This is a genomic window from Xenorhabdus sp. IM139775 (genome assembly GCF_028598745.1).
In the GTDB taxonomy this organism is placed as follows: domain Bacteria; phylum Pseudomonadota; class Gammaproteobacteria; order Enterobacterales; family Enterobacteriaceae; genus Xenorhabdus.
Window position 1 is genome coordinate 1 of record NZ_JAQRFK010000078.1, and the last position, 13044, is coordinate 13044.

The 13044-nt window shown below is 48.0% G+C and carries 8 protein-coding genes and 1 pseudogene; all 9 read left to right on the top strand.

The features are described 5' to 3' along the window. The first annotated feature begins 363 nt into the window (after nt 1–363). A complete protein-coding gene (gene secE / locus PSI17_RS14125; RefSeq protein ID WP_273552582.1) occupies nt 364–747 on the top strand; it encodes a preprotein translocase subunit SecE in 384 nt (127 codons plus the stop codon). A gap of 3 nt (nt 748–750) precedes the next feature. Beyond that, complete coding sequence (nusG, locus tag PSI17_RS14130; protein WP_045972997.1) at nt 751–1296, top strand: transcription termination/antitermination protein NusG; 546 nt, start codon at nt 751–753, stop codon at nt 1294–1296. 221 nt (nt 1297–1517) lie between these two features. Continuing rightward, complete coding sequence (gene rplK / locus PSI17_RS14135) at nt 1518–1946, top strand: 50S ribosomal protein L11 (protein WP_273552583.1); 429 nt, start codon at nt 1518–1520, stop codon at nt 1944–1946. Between the two features lie 3 nt (nt 1947–1949). Further along, nucleotides 1950–2651 carry a 50S ribosomal protein L1 gene (rplA, locus tag PSI17_RS14140; protein WP_273552584.1) on the top strand — a complete coding sequence of 234 codons (702 nt, stop codon included), beginning with the start codon at nt 1950–1952 and terminating at the stop codon, nt 2649–2651. A 353-nt stretch (nt 2652–3004) separates the two neighbouring features. Further along, nucleotides 3005–3502 carry a 50S ribosomal protein L10 gene (gene rplJ, locus PSI17_RS14145; protein ID WP_273552585.1) on the top strand — a complete coding sequence of 166 codons (498 nt, stop codon included), beginning with the start codon at nt 3005–3007 and terminating at the stop codon, nt 3500–3502. Between the two features lie 63 nt (nt 3503–3565). Beyond that, nucleotides 3566–3931: a 50S ribosomal protein L7/L12 gene (gene rplL / locus PSI17_RS14150; protein WP_038237923.1), complete on the top strand. Its 366-nt coding sequence runs from the start codon at nt 3566–3568 to the stop codon at nt 3929–3931. Nucleotides 3932–4328: 397 nt separating this feature from the next. Next, complete coding sequence (gene rpoB / locus PSI17_RS14155) at nt 4329–8357, top strand: DNA-directed RNA polymerase subunit beta (protein WP_273552586.1); 4029 nt, start codon at nt 4329–4331, stop codon at nt 8355–8357. An 81-nt stretch (nt 8358–8438) separates the two neighbouring features. After that, on the top strand, nt 8439–12665 hold the full coding sequence (rpoC, locus tag PSI17_RS14160) for a DNA-directed RNA polymerase subunit beta' (RefSeq protein WP_273552587.1): 4227 nt from the start codon (nt 8439–8441) through the stop codon (nt 12663–12665). 115 nt (nt 12666–12780) lie between these two features. Beyond that, a pseudogene (locus PSI17_RS14165) lies at nt 12781–13044 on the top strand (polysaccharide deacetylase family protein); the annotation flags it as partial.

The following is a 13044-nucleotide window of genomic DNA, read 5'->3' on the forward strand; positions in this document are numbered from 1 at the left end:
ATCGCATAATTTTTTTTAATGTGTTCATTTTGGAAGGGCATCGATAGATGCCCTTTTTATACGTTGTCTTAAGAAGAACCTATCTCATCAATAGTTGTTTATAATGGATTAATTAATAGCAGATAAATTGCTATTTGATTGCTATCCTTAATTATTGGTGAGATAGGCTCTGATACAACGGATGGGCTTAAATATCATTGAGATACAAAAGTCCTACTGAATTATGGCGCCGAGTCAGATACAATTACAATTATCTTTGGGTTCGGTCTGATTTGTTTTGCTCTTGCGAGGCAAGCTGGCTATCTATTTACATCATAGTTACTTATATCATAGTTACTTACATATATAGTTACAGGTTGATTTATGAGTGCGAATAGCAATGCTCAAGAAAGCGGGCGTGGTCTTGATATAGCAAAATGGCTATTGGTAGCAGTGCTGCTGGTGGTTGCTATTGTGGGTAATTACTATTACCGAGAGTATAACCTGCCTCTGCGCGCGATAGCCGTGGTTGCTATTGCTGTCCTTGCAGGAGCAGTTGCATTGTGGACTGTAAAAGGTAAAGCGGCATTATCCTTTGCCCGTGAAGCCCGCATTGAAATGCGTAAAGTCATTTGGCCAACTCGCCAGGAAGCACTGCATACGACTTTGATTGTTGCAGTTGTGACGGCTGTTATGTCTCTAATCTTGTGGGGGCTTGATGGTATTCTGGTGCGTTTAGTTTCATTTATTACAGGCCTGAGGTTTTAAAAAATGTCTGAATCCCCAAAAAAGCGTTGGTATGTCATCCAGGCATTTTCTGGGTTTGAAGGTCGCGTCGCTCAATCTCTGCGTGAACATATCAAATTACAAGAGATGGAAGATTCTTTTGGCGAAGTGATGGTGCCAACAGAAGAGGTTGTTGAAATCCGCAGTGGTCAGCGCCGTAAAAGCGAGCGTAAATTTTTCCCGGGTTATGTCTTGGTACAGATGGTCATGAACGATGCGACTTGGCATTTGGTTCGTAATGTACCTCGAGTAATGGGTTTTATCGGTGGCACTTCTGACCGCCCTGCACCAATCAGCGATAAAGAAGTCGATGCTATCATGAATCGCCTGCAACAGGTTGGCGATAAACCACGGCCGAAAACGCTGTTCGAACCAGGCGAAATGGTTCGGGTCAGCGATGGTCCGTTTGCAGACTTCAATGGTGTGGTAGAAGAGGTCGATTACGAGAAGAGCCGCTTGAAAGTATCGGTTTCTATCTTTGGCCGTGCTACACCCGTTGAGCTGGATTTCAGTCAGGTAGAGAAAGCCTGACCTGATGATTAAGTAATCGGTCCTGCTTGCAAAAGGGGGGGAAGTTAGCATACAATTTCGCGCCTTTTGTTTTTTATCTGGGTGTCATTTTAGATGATGCTTTCTGGGTAATTTAAGTAATACTAGGTAATAGTTTTAATTGGTCTGGTCTTTTAGACGGGGCCTAAGTCGTCAGGGGAGCCTCATTTTGAGGCGATAAAACCCACATAGAGGAAATATAAATGGCTAAGAAAGTACAAGCCTACGTTAAGCTGCAAGTTGCAGCTGGTATGGCTAATCCAAGCCCACCAGTTGGTCCAGCTCTGGGTCAGCAAGGTGTTAACATCATGGAATTCTGTAAGGCGTTCAATGCCAAAACTGAAAGCCTTGAGAAAGGCTTGCCAACTCCAGTTGTTATTACTGTTTATGCAGACCGTTCTTTCACTTTCGTTACCAAAACCCCACCAGCGGCTGTTTTGCTGAAAAAAGCAGCAGGCGTTAAATCTGGTTCTGGCAAACCGAACAAAGACAAAGTTGGTACAGTAACCAGCGCTCAAATTCGTGAAATTGCTGAAACTAAAGCTGCGGACATGACTGGTGCTGACGTTGACGCGATGATGCGTTCAATCGAAGGCACTGCTCGTTCCATGGGCCTGGTAGTGGAGGGTTAATCAATGGCTAAACTGACCAAGCGCATGCGCACTATCCGTGAAAAAGTTGATGCAACTAAACAATATGACATCAACGAAGCTGTTGCTCTGCTGAAAGAACTGGCTACTGCTAAGTTCGTAGAAAGCGTTGACGTAGCTGTTAATCTTGGCATTGATGCCCGTAAATCTGACCAAAACGTTCGTGGTGCAACTGTACTGCCACACGGTACCGGTCGTTCAGTGCGTGTTGCTGTATTTACTCAGGGTGCAAACGCTGAAGCGGCTAAAGCTGCTGGCGCAGAACTGGTAGGTATGGAAGATCTGGCTGAACTGGTTAAGAAAGGCGAGATGAACTTCGACGTTGTTATCGCATCTCCAGATGCAATGCGCGTTGTTGGCCAACTGGGCCAAATCTTGGGCCCACGCGGTCTGATGCCAAACCCGAAAGTGGGTACTGTAACGCCTAACGTTGCTGAAGCGGTACAGAACGCTAAAGCAGGTCAGGTTCGTTACCGTAACGACAAGAACGGTATCATCCACTCCACTATCGGTAAAGTTGACTTTGACGCTGACAAACTGAAAGAAAACCTGGAAGCTCTGGTGGTTGCGCTGAAAAAAGCTAAGCCATCTTCTGCTAAAGGCATTTTCATTAAGAAAGTTAGCCTGTCTACTACCATGGGTGCAGGTGTTGCGATCGACCAGTCCGGTCTGAACGCACCAGTTTAATTATTTAAGCTGAGAATAACGCTTTACCTTAGCGTCAGATTTGTCTAAAATCTGACGCTTCAAATTTGCCTAATGGTGTGTTTTATGACACACAGCCTTTGAAAAATAAGGCCGTATCGGCAAATAACAGATTTTCGGTTGGAGCTTGGCCTTAATCCAAGCCCCGTCCAAGACCGCAGGCGTAAGTACGTAGAAATAAATTACTTACTTAATATCCTGCGTAGACGGTGACAGAGCCAAATGAAATATTATTTTCTGGATTCTGCTCACCGTGTTTTAGCGCTCAAGCACATCCTGTGTTTTGAGTGAAGTGAGTTCCGGGTTTTCCCGGTTAATCCAGGAGCAAGAAGCTAATGGCACTAAATCTTCAAGACAAACAAGCGATTGTTGCTGAAGTCAGCGAAGTAGCCAAAGGCGCGCTGTCTGCGGTTGTTGCGGATTCTCGCGGCGTTACCGTAGATAAAATGACTGAACTGCGTAAAGCATGCCGTGAAGCTGGCGTTAGCGTACGTGTTGTACGTAATACCCTGTTGCGTCGTGCTGTTGAAGGTACTGAATATGAGTGCCTGAAAGAAGCGTTTGTTGGTCCAACCTTGATTGCTTTCTCTTTTGAACATCCGGGCGCAGCTGCTCGTCTGTTCAAAGATTTCGCGAAAGCGAACCCAGCATTCGAGATTAAAGCAGCAGCCTTTGAAGGTGAGTTTATCCCAGCGAGCAATATCGATCGCTTGGCGACACTCCCAACTTACGATGAAGCAATTGCACGCCTGATGGCAACCATGAAAGAAGCCTCCGCAGGCAAACTGGTTCGCACTCTGGCTGCGCTACGCGATCAGAAAGAAGCAGCTTAATTGGCTATTTCCTTCGTTGCTTTTTAACGTATAAACTTTTTCTGAATTTTAGGAACACTTGTTATGTCTATCACTAAAGAACAAATTCTGGACGCAGTTGCAGAAATGTCTGTAATGGACGTTGTTGAACTGATCAGCATGATGGAAGAAAAATTCGGCGTTTCTGCTGCTGCAGCTGTAGCTGTAGTTGGTGGCGCAGCTGAAGCAGTTGAAGAAAAAACTGAATTCGACGTTATCCTGACTGGCGTTGGCGCTAACAAAGTTGCTGTAATCAAAGCAGTACGTGGCGCAACTGGCCTGGGTCTGAAAGAAGCTAAAGACCTGGTTGAAAGCGCACCAGCAGCACTGAAAGAAGGCATCAGCAAAGACGACGCTGAAGCTCTGAAAAAATCTCTGGAAGAAGCCGGTGCTTCTGTTGAGATCAAGTAAGATCAGTTTGAAGTTCGCAGCCTGATTCTTTAAGGCTGGCGGCTGGCGGTTTTTTAATCGCCAGCCTTTTTGCGCTGTAAGGGCATTATCTGAAAACAGATCATCTGAAAGTTAATTGCCCGAAAGCCATGTATGTAGGGAATTAGTCGCATTTCACACTGTTTGGCGACTAATAAACCCAGAATACTTCTTCCTATTGACGACTTAATATACTGCGTTCTCAGCTACGATCCAATCGGGTAGCTCGGTAGTAAAGTAATGCAACGAAATGATTTAAGAGTAATAGCAATGGGTATTACGGAAAATATTCTGTTTTCTGTTCGAAAAAATAGTGTTGCAGAGAGCTGTCCTTAAGGGCGGACAGAGTGGGTCACTTATCAGCGAGCTGAGGAACCCTATGGTTTACTCCTATACCGAGAAAAAACGTATTCGTAAGGATTTTGGTAAACGTCCACAAGTTTTGGATGTTCCATACCTTCTTTCTATCCAACTTGACTCGTTCCAGAAGTTTATCGAGCAAGATCCTGAAGGCCAGAATGGACTGGAAGCGGCCTTCCGTTCTGTGTTCCCAATTCAGAGTTACAGCGGCAATTCCGAGCTGCAATATGTAAGCTATCGTCTTGGCGAACCTGTCTTTGATGTTAAAGAGTGTCAGATCCGTGGCGTCACTTTCTCCGCGCCCCTGCGCGTTAAGCTGCGTCTGGTGATCTATGAGCGCGAAGCGCCAGAAGGCACAGTTAAGGACATCAAAGAACAAGAAGTCTACATGGGTGAAATCCCACTCATGACTGATAACGGGACCTTCGTTATCAACGGTACTGAGCGTGTTATCGTATCTCAGTTGCATCGTAGCCCCGGCGTTTTCTTTGACAGCGATAAGGGTAAAACCCACTCATCCGGTAAGGTACTGTATAACGCACGTATCATCCCTTACCGTGGTTCGTGGTTAGATTTCGAATTTGATCCAAAAGATAACCTGTTTGTGCGTATCGACCGCCGCCGTAAGCTGCCGGCTTCGATTATTCTGCGCGCGATGAGTTATTCTACTGAAGACATTCTGAATCTGTTCTTCAAAAAAACCGTTTTCGAAATTCACGCCAATAAATTGCAGATGACTCTGGTTCCAGAACGTCTGCGTGGCGAGACAGCTTCATTTGATATCGAAGCAAACGGCAAGGTTTATGTTGAAAAAGGCCGTCGTATCACTGCTCGTCATATCCGCCAGTTAGAAAAAGATCAGGTAGACCGTATTGAGGTACCTGTCGAATATATCGCGGGTAAAGTTGTCGCAAAAGATTACATCGACCAGAACACAGGTGAAATCATCTGTGCTGCTAACATGGAACTCTCTTTGGATCTGCTGGCGCGTTTGAGCCAGTCTGGTTACAAATCTATCGAGACCCTGTTTACCAATGATCTGGACCACGGTGCTTACATTTCCGAAACTCTGCGTATTGACCCAACCAATGATCGCCTGAGCGCACTGGTTGAAATCTATCGCATGATGCGTCCGGGTGAACCACCAACACGTGAAGCCGCAGAAAATCTGTTTGAGAACCTGTTCTTCTCTGAAGATCGTTATGATCTGTCGGCGGTTGGTCGCATGAAATTCAACCGTTCCCTGGATCGTGAAGAGGTTGAAGGTTCCGGTATCCTGAGCAAAGAAGACATCATTGACGTGATGAAGAAGCTCATTGATATCCGTAACGGTAAAGGTGAAGTTGACGATATCGACCACTTGGGCAACCGTCGTATCCGCTCCGTGGGTGAAATGGCTGAAAACCAGTTCCGCGTCGGTCTGGTTCGTGTAGAACGTGCGGTGAAAGAGCGCTTGTCTCTGGGCGATCTGGACACGCTGATGCCACAGGACATGATCAACGCCAAACCTATTTCTGCGGCGGTGAAAGAGTTCTTTGGTTCCAGCCAGCTTTCCCAGTTCATGGATCAGAACAACCCGCTGTCTGAAATTACCCATAAACGCCGTATTTCTGCGTTGGGTCCAGGCGGTCTGACCCGTGAGCGTGCAGGCTTTGAAGTTCGAGACGTACACCCAACTCACTATGGCCGTGTCTGTCCAATCGAAACACCTGAAGGTCCAAACATCGGTCTGATTAACTCATTGTCCGTTTATGCGCGTACCAATGAGTATGGTTTCCTTGAAACGCCTTACCGCTTAGTTCGTGATGGTGTGGTGACTGATGAAATCCACTACCTGTCAGCCATCGAAGAAGGTAACTACGTCATTGCACAGGCGAACACCGTATTGGATGAAGAAGGTCACTTCGTTGAAGAATTGGTAACTTGCCGTCATTACGATGAATCCAGCTTGTTCAACCGTGATCAGGTGCAGTACATGGACGTTTCGACACAACAGATCGTGTCCGTCGGTGCTTCCTTGATCCCATTCCTTGAACACGATGACGCCAACCGTGCATTGATGGGTGCGAACATGCAACGTCAGGCAGTGCCAACCCTGCGTGCTGATAAGCCGCTGGTCGGAACAGGCATGGAGCGTGCGGTAGCGGTTGACTCTGGTGTTACCTCAGTGGCTAAACGTGGTGGTGTGGTTCAGTACGTTGACGCCTCCCGTATCGTTATCAAAGTTAACGAAGATGAAATGTACGCAGGTGAAGCGGGCATTGATATCTATAACCTGACCAAATATACCCGTTCAAACCAAAACACCTGTATCAACCAGATGCCATGTGTTTCTTTGGGTGAATTGGTAGAACGTGGTGACGTACTGGCTGATGGTCCATCCACCGACTTGGGTGAACTGGCACTGGGTCAGAACATGCGCGTGGCGTTCATGCCTTGGAATGGTTATAACTTCGAGGACTCGATCCTCGTCTCTGAGCGTGTTGTTCAGGAAGACCGTTTCACCACCATTCACATTCAAGAACTGGCTTGTGTGTCTCGTGACACTAAACTGGGGCCTGAAGAGATTACGGCTGACATCCCTAACGTGGGTGAAGCTGCGCTGTCTAAGCTGGACGAATCCGGTATCGTTTATATCGGTGCGGAAGTCAAAGGTGGCGACATTCTGGTTGGTAAAGTGACACCGAAAGGTGAAACTCAACTGACGCCAGAAGAAAAACTGTTGCGTGCGATCTTCGGTGAGAAAGCGTCTGATGTGAAAGACTCTTCACTGCGCGTACCAAACGGTGTTTCTGGTACTGTTATCGACGTACAGGTCTTTACCCGTGATGGCGTAGAGAAAGACAAGCGTGCGTTGGAAATTGAAGAGATGCAGTTGCGTGAGGCGAAGAAAGACCTGACAGAAGAACTGCAAATCTTCGAAGCTGGCTTGTTTGCCCGTATTCACTCTGTACTGGTTGCCGGTGGTATTGAAGCAGAAAAACTCGGCAAACTTCCTCGTCAACGTTGGTTGGAACTGGGTCTGGCTGATGAAGAAAAACAGAATCAGTTGGAGCAGTTGGCAGAACAGTATGACGAACTGAAAGTCGAGTTCGAGAAAAAACTGGATGCTAAACGCCGTAAGATCACTCAGGGCGACGATCTGGCACCAGGCGTGCTGAAAATTGTCAAAGTGTATCTGGCCGTGAAACGTCAAATCCAGCCTGGTGACAAGATGGCCGGTCGTCACGGTAACAAAGGGGTTATCTCCAAGATCAACCCGATCGAAGACATGCCTTACGATGAAAACGGCACACCAGTGGACATCGTACTGAACCCGCTGGGCGTACCATCACGTATGAACATCGGTCAGATTCTGGAAACCCACTTAGGCATGGCGGCGAAAGGTATTGGTGACAAGATCAATGCAATGCTGAAACAGCAGCAAGAAGTTGCCAAACTGCGTGAATTTATCCAGAAGGCTTATGATCTGGGTGATGATATTCGCCAGCAAGTTGATTTGAACACCTTTAGTGACGAAGAAGTGATGCGTCTGGCAGAAAACCTGAGAAAAGGTATGCCTATTGCAACGCCAGTCTTTGACGGTGCAAAAGAGACTGAAATCAAAGAGTTGTTGAAACTGGGTGGCCTGCCGACTTCCGGTCAGATCACGCTGTTTGACGGCCGCACAGGTGAACAATTCGAGCGTCAGGTAACCGTTGGTTACATGTACATGCTGAAATTGAACCACTTGGTTGATGACAAGATGCACGCCCGTTCTACTGGCTCTTACAGCCTGGTTACCCAGCAGCCGCTGGGTGGTAAGGCACAGTTCGGTGGACAGCGTTTCGGTGAGATGGAAGTGTGGGCACTGGAAGCATACGGTGCTGCGTACACCCTGCAAGAAATGCTCACCGTTAAATCCGACGATGTTAACGGTCGAACCAAGATGTATAAAAATATCGTGGATGGTAACCACCAGATGGAACCAGGCATGCCGGAATCTTTCAACGTATTGCTGAAAGAAATCCGTTCGTTGGGTATTAACATCGAGCTGGAAGACGAATAAATCGTTTACTAGTCAGTGGTTATACAGGTGAGTGGCATGGGCCACTCACCTAACAGGTCTAACTCCGACAGGAGCCATTTCGTGAAAGACTTATTGAAATTTCTGAAAGCGCAAACCAAGACCGAAGAGTTTGATGCGATCAAAATTGCTCTGGCCTCCCCAGATATGATCCGTTCGTGGTCATTCGGGGAAGTAAAAAAGCCGGAAACTATTAACTACCGTACGTTCAAGCCTGAGCGTGACGGTCTTTTCTGTGCGCGTATTTTCGGGCCAGTAAAAGATTACGAATGTTTGTGTGGTAAATACAAGCGATTGAAACACCGTGGTGTGATTTGTGAGAAATGTGGCGTTGAAGTGACCCAAACCAAAGTTCGTCGTGAACGTATGGGGCACATCGAGCTGGCATCTCCAACCGCTCACATCTGGTTCCTGAAATCTCTGCCATCCCGCATCGGTTTGTTGCTGGATATGCCTCTGCGCGACATTGAACGCGTACTGTATTTCGAATCCTATGTCGTTGTCGAAGGCGGCATGACCAGCCTTGAGCGCAGTCAAATCCTGACCGAAGAGCAGTATCTGGATGCCTTGGAAGAATTCGGTGATGAATTTGATGCAAAAATGGGTGCGGAAGCGATCCAGGCTTTGCTGAAAAGCATCGAGTTGGAAAACGAATGTGAAACCTTGCGTGAAGAGCTGAACGAAACCAACTCTGAAACCAAGCGTAAGAAGCTGACCAAGCGTATTAAACTGCTGGAAGCCTTCATTCAGTCCGGTAACAAACCAGAGTGGATGGTTCTGACCGTTCTGCCAGTTCTGCCACCGGATCTGCGTCCACTGGTTCCACTGGATGGCGGCCGTTTCGCAACCTCAGACCTGAATGATCTGTATCGTCGTGTTATTAACCGTAACAACCGTCTGAAACGCCTGTTGGATCTGGCCGCGCCGGATATCATTGTACGTAACGAAAAACGGATGTTGCAGGAAGCGGTTGATGCACTGCTGGACAACGGCCGTCGCGGTCGCGCGATTACCGGTTCCAACAAACGTCCTCTGAAATCCTTGGCAGACATGATCAAGGGTAAACAAGGTCGTTTCCGTCAGAACCTGCTGGGTAAACGTGTTGACTACTCAGGCCGTTCTGTTATTACCGTAGGTCCATACTTGCGCCTGCATCAGTGCGGTCTGCCTAAGAAGATGGCACTGGAACTGTTCAAGCCATTCATTTACGGCAAGCTGGAACTGCGTGGTCTGGCGACGACCATCAAAGCAGCCAAGAAAATGGTTGAGCGTGAAGAAGCCGTTGTATGGGATATCCTGGATGAAGTTATCCGTGAGCACCCAGTTCTGCTGAACCGTGCACCAACCCTTCACCGTCTGGGTATTCAGGCTTTTGAACCGGTTCTGATCGAAGGTAAAGCCATTCAGTTGCACCCGCTGGTGTGTGCGGCGTATAACGCCGACTTCGACGGTGACCAGATGGCTGTTCACGTACCGTTGACACTGGAAGCCCAGTTGGAAGCGCGTGCGCTGATGATGTCTACCAACAACATCCTGTCTCCAGCGAGTGGTGAGCCTATCATCGTTCCATCTCAGGACGTTGTATTGGGTCTGTACTACATGACCCGTGACTGTGTTAACGCGAAAGGCGAAGGCATGGTTCTGACCGGCCCTAAAGAAGCAGAGCGCGTCTATCGTGCTGGTCTGGCTTCTCTGCACGCCCGTGTCAAAGTTCGCATCACTGAAGAAGTGAGGGATGGCGAAGGCAATGTTACCGTTAATACAGGTCTGGTTGATACCACCATCGGTCGTGCCATCCTGTGGATGATCGTACCGCGAGGCCTGCCATACTCACTGATTAACCAAGCGCTGGGTAAAAAAGCCATTTCCAGAATGCTGAACACCTGTTACCGCATACTGGGCCTGAAGCCAACGGTTATCTTAGCTGACCAGACCATGTATACCGGTTTTGCTTACGCTGCTCGTTCAGGGGTATCCGTAGGTATTGATGACATGGTGATCCCTGAGAAGAAAGAAGGCATCATCGCGGAAGCGGAAGCGGAAGTGGCCGAAATTCAGGAACAGTTCCAGTCAGGTCTGGTTACTGCGGGCGAACGCTATAACAAAGTTATCGATATCTGGGCGGCGGCGAACGAACGTGTTGCTAAGGCGATGATGGAAAACCTGTCTTCTGAAACCGTGATTAACCGTAACGGTGAAGAAGAACAGCAGGTTTCTTTCAACAACATCTTTATGATGGCCGACTCCGGTGCGCGTGGTTCTGCGGCTCAGATCCGTCAGTTGGCGGGTATGCGTGGTCTGATGGCAACGCCAGATGGCTCCATCATCGAAACCCCAATTACCGCGAACTTCCGTGAAGGTCTGAACGTACTTCAGTACTTCATCTCAACCCACGGTGCGCGTAAAGGTCTTGCGGATACCGCATTGAAAACGGCGAACTCCGGTTACCTGACCCGTCGTCTGGTTGACGTTGCCCAAGACTTGGTCGTGACTGAAGATGACTGTGGTACTCACGATGGTATCCTGATGACGCCGGTTATCGAGGGTGGTGATGTTAAAGAGCCACTGCGTGAGCGTGTATTGGGTCGTGTGACGGCGGAAGACGTCCTGAAACCAGGTACAGCGGACATTCTGGTTCAACGTAACACGTTGCTGAACGAAAAATGGTGTGATCTGTTAGAAGAAAACTCCGTTGACAGCGTGAAAGTACGCTCCGTAGTAAGTTGTGAAACTGACTTTGGTGTTTGTGCGAATTGTTACGGTCGTGATCTGGCTCGTGGTCACCTGATCAACAAAGGTGAAGCGATTGGTGTTATCGCGGCACAGTCAATCGGTGAACCCGGTACACAGTTGACGATGCGTACGTTCCACATCGGTGGTGCGGCATCTCGTGCGGCAGCAGAATCCAGCATTCAGGTACGTAACAAAGGTCATCTGAAACTGACCAACGCGAAATTCGTGACGAACTCAACAGGCAAACTGGTTATTACCTCTCGTAATACCGAATTGCGCTTGATCGACGATTTCGGCCGTACCAAAGAGAGCTATAAAGTCCCTTACGGTTCGGTATTGGCGAAAGGTGATGGTGAGGTAGTGACCGGCGGTGAAACCGTTGCGAACTGGGATCCACATACCATGCCAGTCGTGAGTGAAGTCTCCGGTATTATCCAGTTCTCCGACATGGTTGATGGTCAAACCATTACCCGTCAGACGGATGAACTGACTGGCCTGTCTTCACTGGTGGTTCTGGATAGCGCCGAGCGTACCGGTAGCGGTAAAGACCTGCGTCCAGCACTGAAAATCGTAGACGCCCAAGGTAACGACGTTCTGATCTCAGGTACAGATATGCCTGCTCAGTACTTCCTGCCGGGTAAAGCGATTGTTCAGTTGGAAGATGGTATGTCCATCTCTGCGGGTGATACATTGGCGCGTATTCCTCAGGAATCTGGCGGTACTAAAGATATCACCGGTGGTCTGCCACGCGTTGCGGATCTGTTCGAAGCCCGTCGTCCGAAAGAGCCTGCTATCCTGGCAGAAATCAGCGGTATCGTTTCCTTCGGTAAAGAAACCAAAGGTAAACGCCGTCTGGTCATCAGCCCACTGGATGGTAGCGATGCTTACGAAGAGATGATCCCTAAATGGCGTCAGCTCAACGTGTTCGAAGGTGAGGTTGTTGAACGTGGTGATGTGATCTCCGATGGTCCAGAATCTCCACATGACATCCTGCGCCTGCGTGGTGTCCATGCGGTTGCTCGTTACATCACTAACGAAGTACAGGAAGTTTACCGTCTGCAAGGCGTTAAGATTAACGATAAACACATTGAAGTTATCGTTCGTCAGATGCTGCGTAAAGCGACTATCGCGAGTACGGGTAGCTCTGAATTCCTTGAAGGTGAACAGGTCGAATACGCACGCGTTAAAGTTGCAAACCGTAAGCTGGAGCAGGACGGTAAAGTTGCAGCGACCTTCCAGCGTGACCTGTTGGGTATCACCAAGGCATCACTGGCAACAGAATCCTTCATCTCTGCGGCGTCGTTCCAGGAAACAACCCGCGTTCTGACTGAGGCGGCTGTTGCAGGTAAACGTGATGAACTGCGTGGCCTGAAAGAGAACGTCATCGTTGGTCGTCTGATCCCTGCGGGTACAGGTTATGCTTACCATCAGGATCGCATCCGTCGTCGTCACGAAAACGAAGTGGTTACAGCACCACAAGTCAGCGTTGACGAAGCCAGTGCAAACCTTGCTGAATTGTTGAATGCAGGGTTTGGTAGCAGCAGCGATAACGATTAATATCGTGATGCGTAGCATATGCTATATAGCTAAAGACATAGCTAAATATAGATACCGCTAATCGTGAAATGCCCTCTCTTGGTAGAGGGCATTTTTTATTGTATGGAAAATTAAAATGAGACGAATTGTTGATGTTATTGCAATGGTTTTCTCTGCGTTGTTGATGGGTTTTTCCCATTCAGCTTTATCGCAATACCATGATTTTCCGCATTATCGCTACATGGAGATGACGAAAGACAGTGAAATTTATTCTTGGGTAGGTGAGCACGTCATCAAGGTAGCCGTATTAAAAAAAGGGCAAGCCTTTAAAATTATTGAAGAAGAGGCTGAGAGTGACTATTATGCGCTCCATTTTGGTAATGGTACAGGTTATATCGCC